The sequence below is a fragment of the Bradyrhizobium genosp. SA-4 str. CB756 genome (genome assembly GCF_000473125.1).
GTDB classification, from domain to species: Bacteria; Pseudomonadota; Alphaproteobacteria; order Rhizobiales; family Xanthobacteraceae; genus Bradyrhizobium; species Bradyrhizobium arachidis.
Genome location: NZ_KI421499.1, coordinates 7,935,896 through 7,950,215 on the forward strand (window position 1 = coordinate 7,935,896; position 14,320 = coordinate 7,950,215).

At 66.8% G+C, this 14,320-nt stretch carries 12 protein-coding genes and 1 tRNA gene; 6 read left to right on the forward strand and 7 right to left on the reverse strand.

Translation table 11 applies throughout. The annotated features are described in order from the left end of the window. Window positions 1-60: 60 nt before the first annotated feature. The 5 genes from BRAGE_RS0138385 to BRAGE_RS0138405 all read right to left on the reverse strand — a co-directional run bounded on the left by BRAGE_RS0138385 (window position 61) and on the right by BRAGE_RS0138405 (window position 4,637). The gene (locus BRAGE_RS0138385) at window positions 61-453 is read right to left on the reverse strand and encodes a hypothetical protein (protein ID WP_027561757.1); all 393 of its coding nucleotides are present in this window, start codon (window positions 451-453) and stop codon (window positions 61-63) included. 135 nt (window positions 454-588) lie between these two features. Further along, window positions 589-664, reverse strand: a tRNA-Thr gene (locus BRAGE_RS0138390). Between the two features lie 100 nt (window positions 665-764). Beyond that, entirely contained in the window at window positions 765-2,576 is a 1,812-nt protein-coding gene (locus tag BRAGE_RS0138395) for a heme biosynthesis HemY N-terminal domain-containing protein (RefSeq protein WP_027561756.1), read from the reverse strand. Window positions 2,577-2,611: 35 nt separating this feature from the next. Continuing rightward, window positions 2,612-3,826 carry a COG4223 family protein gene (locus tag BRAGE_RS0138400; protein WP_027561755.1) on the reverse strand — a complete coding sequence of 405 codons (1,215 nt, stop codon included), beginning with the start codon at window positions 3,824-3,826 and terminating at the stop codon, window positions 2,612-2,614. A 64-nt stretch (window positions 3,827-3,890) separates the two neighbouring features. Next, the gene (locus BRAGE_RS0138405; protein WP_027561754.1) at window positions 3,891-4,637 is read right to left on the reverse strand and encodes a uroporphyrinogen-III synthase; all 747 of its coding nucleotides are present in this window, start codon (window positions 4,635-4,637) and stop codon (window positions 3,891-3,893) included. A 141-nt stretch (window positions 4,638-4,778) separates the two neighbouring features. Between BRAGE_RS0138405 and tsaD the strand changes: the two genes are divergently transcribed. The 4 genes from tsaD to BRAGE_RS0138425 all read left to right on the forward strand — a co-directional run bounded on the left by tsaD (window position 4,779) and on the right by BRAGE_RS0138425 (window position 8,762). Beyond that, window positions 4,779-5,852 (forward strand): tRNA (adenosine(37)-N6)-threonylcarbamoyltransferase complex transferase subunit TsaD, encoded by a 1,074-nt coding sequence (gene tsaD / locus BRAGE_RS0138410; RefSeq protein ID WP_027561753.1) that lies wholly within the window; start codon window positions 4,779-4,781, stop codon window positions 5,850-5,852. A 188-nt stretch (window positions 5,853-6,040) separates the two neighbouring features. Further along, window positions 6,041-7,021 (forward strand): NAD(P)H-dependent glycerol-3-phosphate dehydrogenase, encoded by a 981-nt coding sequence (locus BRAGE_RS0138415; RefSeq protein ID WP_027561752.1) that lies wholly within the window; start codon window positions 6,041-6,043, stop codon window positions 7,019-7,021. 109 nt (window positions 7,022-7,130) lie between these two features. Continuing rightward, window positions 7,131-8,246, forward strand: coding sequence for an alpha/beta hydrolase (locus tag BRAGE_RS0138420; protein WP_027561751.1), 1,116 nt, complete (start codon window positions 7,131-7,133; stop codon window positions 8,244-8,246). Between the two features lie 102 nt (window positions 8,247-8,348). After that, on the forward strand, window positions 8,349-8,762 hold the full coding sequence (locus BRAGE_RS0138425; protein ID WP_027561750.1) for an EVE domain-containing protein: 414 nt from the start codon (window positions 8,349-8,351) through the stop codon (window positions 8,760-8,762). 3 nt (window positions 8,763-8,765) lie between these two features. Here the strand turns inward: BRAGE_RS0138425 and BRAGE_RS0138430 are convergent, their stop codons facing one another. After that, window positions 8,766-9,860 carry an adenylate/guanylate cyclase domain-containing protein gene (locus BRAGE_RS0138430; RefSeq protein ID WP_027561749.1) on the reverse strand — a complete coding sequence of 365 codons (1,095 nt, stop codon included), beginning with the start codon at window positions 9,858-9,860 and terminating at the stop codon, window positions 8,766-8,768. Between the two features lie 112 nt (window positions 9,861-9,972). Here BRAGE_RS0138430 and BRAGE_RS0138435 point away from each other — a divergent pair, with 112 nt between their 5' ends. After that, entirely contained in the window at window positions 9,973-10,428 is a 456-nt protein-coding gene (locus BRAGE_RS0138435; protein WP_027561748.1) for an SRPBCC family protein, read from the forward strand. Window positions 10,429-10,533: 105 nt separating this feature from the next. Here the strand turns inward: BRAGE_RS0138435 and BRAGE_RS0138440 are convergent, their stop codons facing one another. Continuing rightward, window positions 10,534-11,703 carry a DNA topoisomerase IB gene (locus BRAGE_RS0138440; RefSeq protein ID WP_027561747.1) on the reverse strand — a complete coding sequence of 390 codons (1,170 nt, stop codon included), beginning with the start codon at window positions 11,701-11,703 and terminating at the stop codon, window positions 10,534-10,536. Window positions 11,704-12,105: 402 nt separating this feature from the next. On the opposite strand from BRAGE_RS0138440, the gene acs reads away from it, so the two are divergent. Beyond that, entirely contained in the window at window positions 12,106-14,052 is a 1,947-nt protein-coding gene (acs, locus tag BRAGE_RS0138445) for an acetate--CoA ligase (RefSeq protein WP_027561746.1), read from the forward strand. The last annotated feature ends 268 nt before the right edge of the window (window positions 14,053-14,320 follow it).

Below are 14,320 nucleotides of genomic sequence, written 5' to 3' on the forward strand. Positions count from 1 at the left end.
AGAAAGTTCGTGGATGCCCGGGACAAGCCCGGGCATGACGGCAAGGATGCAGCCGTAGCCTTACCAGTAGATGCCGTGACGATGCAGCTCGCTGATGATGCGGCGCTCGGTCCATTCGCGCTTGTGCTTCGGCTTGTTGGACTTTGCCGTTGTCTTCGGCGCAGGCTGGGTCACGGTCGCAGCTGGCGCTGACGTCGTCGTGGTCACGGCCGGAGCGGTGGCCGCAGCGGGCGTCGGAGCAGGTGCCGGAGGAATTGCCGGCGGACGATCGGTATATTTCGGAGCTTCCGTGACCGGCGCAACTTCGCTGACCTGCGTCGCCGCGGTGGTCGTCACTGTCGTTTGCGGAGCCGAGGCCTGTTCGTTGGCGGTGGCCAGCGACAGGCTGCGGTCGCCGGCATGGGCAGATGCGGAGGCCAGCACCATGGCGGCAACCAGAATGATCTTGCGCATGTGAAATCTCCCCGTGTTTGCGTGACGCGGAGACTAGGAGAGGTTGGGTGCGAGGTTATGTGATAGACGTCACGAAGCTGGCGCCGCACGCGAATGCAGTCGGCAGGTGCCTGATAGCGATCTGGATCTAGGCGCTGGTGCCGCAAGAGGGATTCGAACCCCCGACCCCGTCATTACGAATGACGTGCTCTACCGACTGAGCTATTGCGGCGAACCCTGCCGGAACCTCGGCGATGCCGGTCCCGATACGCGCGCTCCTGATATCGGGCATGGCCCGAATTGGCAAGGACAAGCGGGAGGCGAAATGCGCCTCACGCGCCCCAGCGGGACCAGAATCCGCGCCAGCCGCCGGCCTGCGCCTTGGCGTGACCCTTGGGCGTGCCGATTTGTTCCGTAAATTCATCGCTCGGACCCTCGTCATCGATCCCGGGATCGTCCGGCGCACGGACGATCGGGATGACGGCCTGGATCGGCGCGGACGCAGGCTTGCCGAGGTCGGCGCGGGTTCGGAACACCGGGGTTGCCGCAACCGGCGATGATTCGGCGGTCTCGGAGGCCGATTTGACCCGTTCGGCGGGCGCGACCGCCGGCTCTTCCTTGGCGGCGACTTCCTTGGGAGCTTCCGTGACGGTTTCCTTGATGGGTTCCTGGACGGTCTCCTTGGCCTCGGGAGGCGAATTGTCCTGCGCGGCCGGCGCCGGAGCCGGTGAGATTACGGCTGGTTCCACCGGGGTTTCGGTCGGCGCCACCGTCACCCGCTTCGGGGGCGGGGCGGCCAGCATGGCCTCCTCGAAGGCCGAGGATTCGATCGTGGTGCCCTTGTCGGACGGAAGGCTCGCGACCGGCGTCTGCCACTGGAAGGCATCGAGCCGGCCGGTGACCGGGGAGACCGGACGCCAGCGGTCGCTGACATAACCGTCCGCGGTCCAGGCCGGATCGTGGCGGGCACGTACCGCGCGCAAGGTCCAGGCGCGGGCACGGCCGCTGTCGCCGTGCTCGGCGCGCTCGAGCTCGGCCATCAGCAGCGCCACGCGCTGGGTCGGATCGTTGACGTAAGGCGCCAGCACCTCGCGCGCCCGCGCGAATTCAGACGCATCGATCGCGGCACGCGCGATCGCGAGCTGGCCCTCGACATGGCCCACCTTGTCGGTGGGCGTCTTGGCGGCGAGCGTCTCGACCCGCTGCAAGCGCTGCCGCGCGGAATCGCCGAGCTTCACATGCGCATAGGCGTCGGCGAGATCGGGATGCGGATTGGCGAGCCAGGCGGCCTCGACCAGCTTCATGGAACGGCGCACCTGATGCGCCTCGCTTTCGAATTTCGCGGCAAGAACGGCGGCCGGCACCAAAGTCGGCGCGAGCTTGATCGCCTCCATCACGCTCTCGCGCGCGACGTCGCGGTCCATGGTCTCCAGTTCCAGCGCGCGTGCGGTGAGCAGCACGCCGCGCTGCCGGCGATAGGCCTTCTTGTCGATCAGGCCCGAGGCCAGATTGGAGTCGAGAATCGCGAGCGCGCCGCTCCAGTCGCCGCGCGCACAGCGGAAGCCGAGCACGGCATGCGAGGCCCAGGTCGAGGACGGCGACAGCTTGATCGCTTCCTCCGCGATCATGACGGCGCCGACCGCATCGTCGGCGCGCTGCGCCTCGATGAACAGGCCGCGCAGGCCGAGCAGGCGCGTATCCTCACGCTCGGCCATGGCGCGGAAGACGCGCTGGGCTTCGTCGCGATTGCCTTCGAGCTGGGCCGACTGCGCGTGCAGCAGCAGCGCCAGCGGATCGTTCGGGGCAAGGCGCCGGGCAGATTCAGCGTGACGGCGCGCGAGCCCGACATCGCCGTGGCCGATCGCGAGCAGGCCATGGGTGATGGCGTGGCGACCGCGCGCGTGGCGCTTCTCACGGCCGCGGCGGCGCAGGCGTCCGGGCGCGCGCCAGATCATCGTCACGATGCTCCAGACCAGCACGACAACGGCGGCAAAGACGCCAAGCAGGAACACGAACCGCGGCAGCGTCGTCGAGGCCCGGAAACCGCCTGCGGTCAGGACGAGATCGCCAGGCTGATCGGCAACCCAGGCCGCGCCGGCCGCTGCCAGCGCAATCAGGACAAGGAAGAGGACGATGCGAAGCATGGCGATCCCTATACGCGCTGATTATTGCGCGAACCTTATTGAACAGGCTTGGCGAGATCCGCCATGGCGTCGTCTGCGAATTTGCGTGAGGCCGCGAGCGCGGCGTCGCGCGCATCGGCCTTGTCGAGCCAGGCCTGCGCCGGCGCGCGATCGGCTTCCGCCAGCGTCTTCAGCTCGCGCCGCGCCTCGACGAAATCGTTGCGGAGCGCCGCGGCCGTGACCCGCGCAACGATCGCGCCGCGATCGTTGCCGACCCCGTCGGTGCGCTCGATGCGGACGAGCTTCGACGCTCCGGCCTGGAGACGCTCGACGATGCCGGCACCCGCGGTGGGCGCTTCCGCCGGCGGCGAGAGCTTTGGCACGATATTGAGCAGCTCGCGGCTCAGCGCGACCGGCGTCGGAATGCCGCTCGCTGCGAACGCATCGAGCGGCTTCAGCACGTCGGGCTTGGCTGCGAACGACCGCGCCGCGGCCAATTGCGACTGATAGGGATCGCCGTGACGAACGGCGACGTCGAGCAGGGCCGCTGCCACCACATGACGCAGCGGCTTGTCGTCCATCGACTTGGCGTCGGCGATCTTCTCGCCCTGCTGCGCAAGCTCGGCTCTTTCGGTCCTGCTGGCGCGCTCGAGTTGCGCGATGCGGTCGTTGAGAGCGGCAAGATCGGACGCGGCAACGCTTGGTGCAGATTTCGCGTCATTCAGAGAGCTCGCGGTCTTGTCGGACTGCGTGCGCAGATTGGCGATGTCGCTGCGCAAGGAGCTTGCGGATTTTTCCAGCGCGTCGATCCGCGCCGCCATAGCGGGATCGGCGGCGGGCCTGCCCGCCTTGGCTTCGACCGCGGCGACGCGGCCGCTGAGCGCATCGACGGTCGCGCTCGTCACTTGCGGCGCGGCAGGCGGCGCCTGCACGGCGGGCCAGCCCAGCAGCCAGCCGACCGCGATCACGAGCGCGGCGGCGACGGCGCCGGAGAACGGCGCAACGACCCAGGGCGAAATCGGCGCTGAGGCGGCGGGAGCCGACGCGACCGCGGCCTGCTCCTCGACGTGCTCCGGCTCAGCAGCGGCCGGCTCGGCTGCTGCCTGCTCGGGCTCGGCGTGCTCCGGCGCCGGCGGAGCTTCAGGCTCACTCGCCGTCTCCTGCGGCTGGGTCGAGACGTCAGTCGCCTCGAGGTCGATGGTCGGCGGGGTGCGCTTGGCACGGCCGGACTCGGGGGCCAATCCTGTATCTTCAGGCTTGTCGTCGGCCATCGTGACGGTTCCTCACACTTCCATACCAGAGCGGACCCGATTGCGTCGGATTCGGCCCGACCTCTTACGCCAAACGGGTCCTCAAAGCACGCTCCAAGGTATCAAATAAGGCATTTTCGTCCGGCGTTGCGGCCACCAGAACCTGCGACGCACCGGCCTCGCGCAGCACGGCGGCCACGTTCTCGGACAGGCAGCATTGCGGGATCGCCAACGCCGAAATTTCAACGCCTTCGTCCCGCGCCGCATCCAGGAAGGCCCGCGCGCTGCGCCGGGAGTAATGCAGCACCGCCTCGATCCCTTGAGCAGCAAATCCGTCGCAGACATCGCGCGGAAGAATTTTGACCGGCGCCATGCGATAGGTCGTCTGGGTCACCACGCTGAATCCTTCGGCACCGAGCTCGCCGCCGAGATCGCGCGACAGATCCGCACCCGCGAGATAAAGCAGCGTGGTTTTTGTCGTCAGCAGCTCCTCGCGCGCGCCCTGCATCACCTTGTCGCGCAAGGAAGCAGCATCGCCGCCGGCGACGATCACATTCGTGAAGCCGGTCTCGCGCGCAACCGCGGCCGTATGCTCGCCGACCGCAAACAGCGGCAGCTCCAAAAGCCCGAGATCCCGTAACTGCGGCGCCACGGCACGGATCGCATTGGCTGACGTCACGATGATGGCGCCGTAGCCCGCCTCGCTCTCGTCATGGAAAGCGACCGGTTCGAACTTGAGCACCGGCGCGAGCAGCACCGCATGCCCCCGCGCGCGCAAATTGTCCGCGGTCGCCTCATTGTCAGGATGCGGCCGTGTGACAAGAATGGACATCGCTAGTGTTCCCGGGCACGACGCATTGACGAGGACGGCTGAGCGTGACGATTGCGCAAGCCGACCCCGGAATGCTACCGCGTTACCAGAACTCTGCTTTCCGGATGAGCGCAAGAGCGCAAATTGGGTAACAATTCGCCAATGCTGGTATTGGGCATCGAAACCACCTGCGACGAGACCGCCGCGGCCGTGATCGAGCGCGCGCCTGATGGGCGCGGCAGGATCTTGTCCAACATCGTGCGGTCGCAGGTCGAGGAACACGCTCGCTTCGGCGGCGTGGTGCCGGAGATCGCCGCGCGCGCGCATGTCGACCTGCTCGACGGCATCATCGACCGTGCCATGAGCGAGGCCGGCATCGGCTTTACTCGGCTCGACGGCGTCGCGGCGGCCGCGGGACCTGGCCTGATCGGGGGCGTCATCGTCGGGCTCACCACCGCGAAGGCGATCGCGATGGTGCACGACACGCCGCTGGTTGCGGTGAATCATCTCGAGGCGCATGCGCTGACGCCGCGCCTCACCGATGGGATCGAATTTCCCTACTGCCTCTTTCTCGCCTCCGGCGGTCATACCCAAATCGTCGCGGTCACCGGCGTCGGCCAATATGTGCGGCTCGGCACCACCGTCGACGACGCGATCGGCGAGGCCTTCGACAAGGTCGCGAAGATGTTGGGTCTGCCTTATCCCGGCGGACCGCAGGTCGAGCGCGCCGCCGCAAGCGGCGATGCCACGCGCTTTGCGTTCCCGCGGCCGATGCAGGGACGCCCCGATGCCAATTTCTCGCTGTCGGGATTGAAGACGGCGGTGCGCACCGAAGCGAGCCGGCTGGCTGAGATCACGCCGCAGGATATCAGCGATCTCTGCGCCAGCTTCCAGGCCGCCGTGCTCGATTCGACCGCCGACCGATTGAGCGTCGGCCTGAAGTTGTTCCGCGAGCAGTTCGGCGCGCCGCGCGCGCTCGTGGCGGCCGGCGGTGTCGCCGCCAATCAGGCGATCCGCGGCGCGCTGGATGACGTCGCGCGGCAGGCCGGAACGCAGCTGATCATGCCGCCGCCCGCGCTCTGCACCGACAACGGCGCGATGATCGCCTGGGCCGGCGCCGAACGCCTCGCGCTCGGCTTGACCGACACGATGGAGGCGCAGCCCCGCGCGCGCTGGCTGCTCGACGCCAACGCGACGGCGCCGGCGGGTTACAGCAAGACGCGGGCGGGATACTGAATGGTATGGTGTCGCCAAGAGCTCAGCTTCACCTCGCCCCGCGTGCGGGGAGAGGTCGGATTGCATCGCAGATGCAATCCGGGTGAGGGGGGCTCTCCGCGAGTCTCTCTGTCACCGTCTCCGCGGACCCTCCCCCTCAGCCCAACCCTCTCCCCGCAAGCGGGGAGAGGGAGTGGAGAGATCGAGCCATGACCGCGTTCCAGTTCGTCGCTGTGATCGGGGCCGGCGCCTGGGGCACGGCGCTGGCGACCGTGGCGGCGCGGGCAGGGCGGAACGTGACGCTGTGGGCGCGCACTGCGGAGCACGCGGCGCGGATCGCATCGACCCGCGACAATCCGCGGCTGCCCGGCGTACAGCTGGCGCCTGAGATCGCCGTCACGCACGAGCTTGCCGACGCCGCACGTGCCGACATGATCCTGATCGCAACCCCGGCGCAGCATCTGCGCGGTGCGGTCAACATGCTCGCCTCGCATCTGGCGAAGCCGGCGCCGATCATTGCCTGCGCCAAGGGCATCGAGCACGGCACCCACAAATTCATGACTGACGTCATCGCGGAAGCCGCGCCGCAGGCGCAGCCGGCGATCCTGTCGGGCCCGAGCTTTGCCGACGACGTCGCGCGCGGCCTGCCCACGGCGGTGACACTGGCGGCGAAGGACGAAGCCTTGGCGAGCGCGCTGGTGCAGGCGCTGGGCTCGCCGACATTCCGGCCTTATCACTCCACCGACATCCGCGGTGTCGAGATCGGCGGCGCCGCCAAGAACGTGCTGGCGATTGCCGCCGGCATCGTGGTCGGCCGCAACCTCGGCGCCTCAGCGCTCGCCGCACTGACCACGCGCGGCTTCAGCGAGCTGGCGCGGTTTGGGCGCGCCTGCGGCGCCCGCACGGAAACGCTCTCGGGCCTCTCCGGCCTCGGCGACCTCTTGCTGAGCTGCTCGACCGCGCAATCGCGCAATTTCGCGCTCGGTATCGCGCTCGGCCGCGGCGAGGCCGCGCCGGCCGGCAAGCTTGCGGAAGGTGCCTTCACCGCGCCGGTGCTGGTGGAGCTCGCGGCGGCGCGGAACGTCGACATGCCGGTCTCGCAGGCGGTCGCCGCCATCCTGGACGGCCGGCTGACGATCGACGCCGCGATCGAAGGGCTGCTGACGCGGCCCTTCAAGGCCGAGGAATAGCACCCGAGCGTCGGGTAGTACTTCACGGCCTGTGCACGCTGGTCTAGCCTAGCGGTACACCGCAGGATCCCGGTCCAACAATAATCAAACGGATCCCAGGGGAAACCGCATGCGCAAACCGCAGCACGCGATCGTTTCGATCGCCATCGTTACACTTGCCGCCATTTCGTTACCGACCACGGCCTACAGCGAGGCCGCGATCTCCTACGACGAGCTCGCCAAGAACGAGGCCGCAGCCAATGCCGAAAACGGCAAGCGGGTCGCGCCCGTCAAATCCATCGTCAATCCGTCCAACGACGTCAGCTCCGACATGCAGGCCATGATCGGCGCGCCGTTTCCACCGCATTTCAATGCCGATCCGAAAACTCCGGCCGAATGGAAGGAGCTGATCGAGCGGCGCGCAAAGCTGTCGATCGCGAACGTTCCGACCATGAAGGAGAAGCTCGGCGTCAAGGTCGAGGAGACGAAGATCGCTGGCGTGCATTGTTTCATCGTCACGCCCAACAGGATCCCGCCCGAGAACCGGCGGCGCCTCCTGGTCCACGTCCATGGCGGCGGCTATGTGTTCGGGCCGGGCGAAGCCGCGTTGCCGGAAGCGATCATGATGGCGGGCTTTGGCGGCTTCAAGGTCATCTCGGTCGACTACCGCATGCCGCCCGATTTCCCCTATCCCGCCGCGATGGATGATGCGATGGCGGTCTGGAAGGAGGTCACCAAAGACCACGACTCACGCCGGATGGCGATCTTCGGCACGTCGACGGGCGGCGCGATGACGCTCGCGATGGTGCTAAGGGCGAGGGACGAGAAGCTGCCGAGGCCGGCGGCGATCGCGCCGGGCACGCCGTGGTCCGACATCGACAAGGTCGGCGACACCTATGCCAGCAATGAGTGGGTCGACAACGTGCTGGTGACCTGGGACGGCTGGCTCGGCCGCGCCGCAAAGCTCTATGCCAACGGGACCGACCTGAAGAATCCCTACATCTCGCCGATCTACGGTGACTTCAAGGGCTTCCCGCCGACCATCCTCACCTCAGGCACGCGCGACCTGTTCCTCAGCAACACGGTTCGCACGCATCGCAAATTGCGCCGTGCCGGCGTGGTTGCGGATCTCAACGTCTATGAAGGCCAGTCTCATGCGCAGTACCAGTTCAACATCAACGCGCCGGAGACCAGGGAAGCCTTCACCGACATTGCAAAGTTCTTCGATCGCTATCTGAAGGAATGAGTGCCCGCGATGGATATCGGATGCCCGTGCTTGTCGCGGGCATCCCCGTGCCCTAAACATCGCGGCGGCGAGACGGCGCATCCAGGAATGGAGTGAGGTGCAATGAACTACTGGCTGGTGAAATCCGAGCCCTCAGTGTGGTCCTGGGACCAGCAGGTCGCGAAGGGCGCCAAGGGCGAGGCCTGGACCGGCGTGCGCAATTACACCGCGCGCCAGAACCTCGTGAACATGAAAAAGGGCGACAAGGCGTTCTTCTATCATTCCAACGAGGGCAAGGAGATCGTCGGCATCGCCGAGATCATCAAGGAGGCCTATCCCGACCCGACCGACAAGACCGAGAAATTCGTCTGCGTCGATATCAAGGCCGACAAGCCCTTGAAGACACCGGTGACGATGGCCGCGATCAAGGCCGAGAAGAAGCTCGCCGACATGGCGCTGGTGAAATATTCGCGCCTGTCGGTGCAGCCGGTGACGGCCGAGGAGTGGAAGCTCGTCTGCAAGATGGGCGGGATGTAGGCGCTACGAAATCCGCGCTTGCGTCTCCGGCAGCGCGAGCACCTCGCACGGCGAGGCGATGCCGCGCAGCTTGTGCAGTCCGAGCGCGATCAGAGGCATCTCCGTCTCCGCAGCAAGTGCGCCCGACACCAGCACGGTCCTGCCGAGCGGCTTGCACAATCCCTCGAGGCGGCTGGCAAGATTGACGGCCGGACCGATCGCGGTGAAGTCGAGCCGGTTGGCGGCGCCGATATTTCCCCACAATATCTCGCCGAGATGAAGCGCGGCACCGAACCATAGCGGCGGCAATCCTTGCGCGCTGCGCTCCGCGTTGAGATACGCCATGCCGGCTTCGGCCGCGCCTGCGGCACGCAGCGCGGCATCGCAGGCATGGCGCGGTGACGCCTCGACCACCGGAAAGATCGCGAGCACGCCGTCGCCGATGAATTTCAGCACCTCGCCGCCAAAGGCATGGACCGCGCCGGCGATGCGATCGAACCAGGCATCGAGCGCCGCAATGACGTCGGCAGGTGGTGTGGTCTCCGAGAGGATCGTGAAGTTGCGCAGATCCGCATAGAGCAGCGCGGCCTGAATGGTCTCGCCGAGATCGCGCCGCAGCGGCGCCGTCAGCACACGCGCCGCGCTGCGCTTGCCGAGATAGGCCTCCAGCGTCGCGCGCAAGGTGGCGCGGGCGGCGAGCACGGCAAGCGGCGTCGCGGCGAAACGCGCGGCCTCGCGCAATTGCGCGACTTCGCCTGATGTGAACGGCCGCGGTCCGATCCAGCCGAGCAGCGGGCCATCTTGTCGTCCGACCACGTCTTCGTGCACCTCGCCGGCCGCGATGTCGCGCAGCCAGCGGCGGCCGGCATCGTTGGGTAGGTCGGGCGCGAGGCCGCCCGGTGCAAAGCCGAGCGCTTCGATCACCCGGCCAGTATCGGCACGCCACAGCCAGGTCCGTTTCGCGATCAGGGGATGCGGCACCTCCAGCGTCAGGCTGCCGGCCGCAAGCGGGACGCCGTCGGCGACCAGATGCGCGCCGAGTTCCGCCAGCAGGCGATCGGCCCCGAGACTGTCCGAGGCGGCGTCGACGAGCCAGGCGAGGGTTGGGGAGAGCTGCATGATCCGATGATGGCGAAGCGAGACCGACTTTGTCACCAGCAATCCTTGACGGAGCTCCATGGCGCCGCCATGTCCCATCGTCAGCCCAAGGCAAGACCATGGATGATCGCCGATGACCGAATCCTTCGTAGTGCGACGCGAGACCCAGATCGCAGCCCCCCGCGCCACCGTCTTTGCCTATTTGACCGACCCCGAGAAGATCCTGAGCTGGATGGGCTCGGATGCGACCACCGAGCCGCATCCCGGCGGGCTCTATCTGCTCAAAGGCATCGGCCCGCGCGGCGGCGTCGGCCGCGGCGCCTTCCGCGAGGTCGTGCCGGTACATCGCCTCGCCTACACCTTCGGTTGGGAGGGCGGCCAGGAAGTGCCGCCCGGCTCGAGCCTGATCGAGATCGACCTGATCGAGCGCGACGGCGGCACGCTGCTGCGCATGACCCATAGCGGCCTGCCGACCGAGGAGCAGGCGGCCGCGCACGCGACGGGATGGGCGCATTATCTGGGACGGCTCACCACTGCGGCCGCGGGCGGCGATCCCGGTCCGGACTTGGGTGTTTCGACGAAGGCGTAGCTCTCGTAAGGTGGGCAAAGCGGAGCGTGCCCACGCATTTTTGCGACCATGGAGAGATGGTGGGCACGGCGCTTCGCGCCTTTGCCCACCCTACGACAGCACGACTTAAACCGCCGCGGTCGCCACCACCTGCGCCAACAGCTGCTCGCGCCGCGCCTGCGAACGCTGGCCTTTCATCGTCGCCGCGAAGCGTTCGAGGATGCCGTCCTCGAAGGCGGTGACGATGGTGTCGTGGACGTAGCTCTTGCGGCAGATCGCCGGCGTGTTGGAGAGCTGGTCGGCGGCGGCGCGGATCGCGTCCAGCACCTGCTTCTTGCGGCCGCGCTGGCTGGTCGCCGGCGTGATCCGCGACAGCGATTCCACGACGACGGCGGACGCCATCAGCGTGCGAAAATCCTTCAGCGAAATCTTGATGCCGGCGATCTCGCGCAGAAACGCGTTCACCTGCGTGGTGTTGACCGCGCGCACGATGCCGTAGGCATCGCGATACTGGAACATGCGTTTTCCCGGGACGCCGCGCAGCACGCCGATGGCGCGGACCAGCTTGGCCGCGTCGCACTCCTTGCGCACCGCCTTGCCGCCCTTCGCCTTGAAGGTCAGCACGAAGGAATCGTCTTCCAGCGCGACGTTGGACTTCAGCAAAGTGGTGGCGCCGCGGGTGCCGTTGAGGCGGGCATAGGATTCATTGCCGGGGCGGATCGCGGTGCGCGCGATCAGCTCGATCACGGCCGAGAGCGCGAATTCGCGCGTCGGCTCCTCGCCCGACAGGAACGCCGAGACCTTGCGCCGGATCTTTGGCAGCGCACCGACGAGCTTCTCTAGGCGATGCGCCTTGCGGTGCTCGCGGACCTTCTCCCAGTCGGCGTGATAGCGATATTGCAGCCGCCCCGCGGCATCGCGTCCCACGGCCTGGAGATGCGAGTTCGGATCGGCGGAGTAGCGCACCTCGCGATAGGCCGGCGGCACCGCCATGGCGTGCAGCCGGCGGATGGTACGGGCGTCGCGGATATGGGCGCCGTTGGGACGGACGAAGGAATAGCCCTTGCCGCGCCTGACGCGGCGGATGGTCAGCTCGTTCTGGTCGCCGAGCCGCAGGCCCAGCTCCCTGGCGAGCGCCTCGACCGTCGCCGCGGGCGCCTGGTCAAAGACCTTTTTCGGGCTGGGACGGGTGGAACCGGCCGGTTTCGGCCATTGTCCGAGGGCCTTGGCCAGGGCAATAGCGGCAGGATCGGCTGAAGCGGGCCGTATCGTCCCGAGATTCTGCTGATCCATCATAGTGTTATGCCTTGGCCCTGTCTGTTATCGGTCAATGCCGCTGTTCTGATTTTTGTTCCTTGGGTCTCTTTTGGACCCGGGTTAGCCACTTAGGGTGTTCCGAACCGTATTGCGAGTCCCGAATCAGTGACAGACGGTTCCTAAATACCTCCGCCGGCGCATGGGCGCCCTGCGCGGGCCTCTTCCGGAGATTTGGGTAAAGAGCTGAAAGCCCGCTGCTCCGGCTTGTTTCAGATTTGCGACAGCCGGCCTACGCAGCTTGATGCGCCGCATGGCGCGCCGCTCGCCGAAGGTCCAGCTTGTGCTGCTTGTCGGGGCCGGTTAGCCCGACGCATAATCGATTCAACGATCAGGTCGGCTTGCCAGTCGCATGCGTTCGGCTTGGCGTAGGTGGAGGGAAACATGTCCGAGAAGATTTACGACGTCCCGGCGGAGTGGGCCAAGCGCGCCTGGATCGACCAGGCCAAGTACAAGGAGATGTACGCCCGCTCGATCTCGGACCCTAACGCCTTCTGGGCCGAGCAGGCCAAGCGCATCGACTGGATGCACGCGCCGACCAAGATCGAGAACGTCTCCTTCGCGCCCGGCAACATCTCGATCAAATGGTTCGAGGACGGAATCCTCAACGTCGCCTGGAACTGCATCGACCGCCATCTCGCCAAGCGCGGCAACCAGACCGCGATCATCTGGGAAGGCGACGATCCCTCGCAGTCCAAGCACATCACCTACAAGGAGCTGCATGACGAGGTCTGCCGGATGGCCAACATCCTGCGCACCCGCAACGTCAAGAAAGGCGACCGCGTCACCATCTATCTGCCGATGATCCCGGAAGCGGCCTATGCGATGCTGGCCTGCGCGCGGATCGGCGCGATCCACTCGGTGGTGTTCGCGGGCTTCTCGCCGGACTCGCTCGCCCAGCGCATCAACGATTGCCAATCCAAGGTCATCATCACCGCCGATGAAGGCCTGCGCGGCGGCAAGAAGGTGCCGCTCAAGGCCAATGTCGATGCGGCGCTCACGAAAGCCGACGGCGTCGACTGGGTCGTCGTGGTCAAGCGCACCGGCGGCACGGTCGAGATGAATCCATCGCGGGATCTCTGGTATCACGACGCCGCCAAGATGGTGACGACGGAATGCCCGGCCGAGCACATGCACGCCGAGGATCCGCTGTTCATCCTCTACACCTCGGGCTCGACCGGCCAGCCCAAGGGCGTGCTGCACACCACGGGCGGCTATCTCGTGTTCGCCTCGATGACGCATCAATACGTCTTCGACTATCACGACGGCGACATCTACTGGTGCACCGCCGACGTCGGCTGGGTCACCGGCCACAGCTACATCCTCTACGGACCGCTGGCGAACGGCGCGACCACGCTGATGTTCGAGGGCGTGCCGAACTATCCGGATAATTCGCGGTTCTGGAACGTCATCGACAAGCACAAGGTCAACATCTTCTACACCGCGCCGACCGCGATCCGCGCCTTGATGCAGTCGGGCGACGAGCCCGTGAAGAAGACTTCGCGCGCGAGCCTGCGCCTGCTCGGCTCGGTCGGCGAGCCCATCAATCCCGAAGCCTGGGAGTGGTATCACCGCGTCGTCGGCGACGACCGCTGCCCGATCGTCGACACCTGGTGGCAGACCGAGACCGGCGGCATCCTGATCACGCCGCTGCCGGGCGCGACCAAGCTGAAGCCCGGCTCGGCGACGCAGCCGTTCTTCGGCGTCGTCCCTGAAATCGTCGATGCCGACGGCAAGGTGCTGGAAGGCGAGACCACCGGCAACCTCTGCCTGACGCGCTCCTGGCCCGGGCAGATGCGCACGGTCTATGGCGACCATGCCCGGTTCGAGCAGACCTATTTCTCGACCTACAAGGGCAAATACTTCACCGGCGACGGCTGCCGGCGCGACGCCGACGGCTATTACTGGATCACCGGCCGCGTCGACGACGTCATCAACGTCTCCGGCCATCGCATGGGCACCGCCGAAGTCGAGAGCGCGCTGGTCGCGCATGAGAAGGTCTCGGAGGCCGCTGTGGTCGGCTTCCCGCACGACATCAAGGGCCAGGGCATCTACGCCTATGTCACGCTGATGGCCGGCGTCGAGCCGACCGACGAGCTGCGCAAGGAGCTCGTCACCTGGGTGCGCAAGGAGATCGGCCCGATCGCCTCGCCCGACCAGATCCAGTTCGCGCCGGGCCTGCCCAAGACGCGCTCCGGCAAGATCATGCGCCGCATCCTGCGCAAGATCGCCGAGGACGAGCCGGGCAGCCTGGGCGACACCTCGACCCTGGCCGATCCCGCCGTGGTCGATGATCTCGTGAAGAACCGGCAGAACAAGAAGTCGGCGTAGGGGACGCTGTCGTGCCCCGGACGCAGCGCAGCGCGCCTTCGCGGTGCGCTGCTGAGCCGGGGCCCATCGCTCCGCGCGAAGAAAGAGCCGGGTCCCGGCTCTGCGCAGCAACGCTACGCGTTGCAGCGCGTCCGGGACACGAGACTGTCTTTCGCGCCAACAGGAGCCTCCTCAACAACGCCCGTTCACACGCTCACACTCTTGTCAGCGCGCGAGCCGGCGCGGCCGCATCTTTCCGGCCGAGTGTTGTTTTCTTGTCATTTACTTT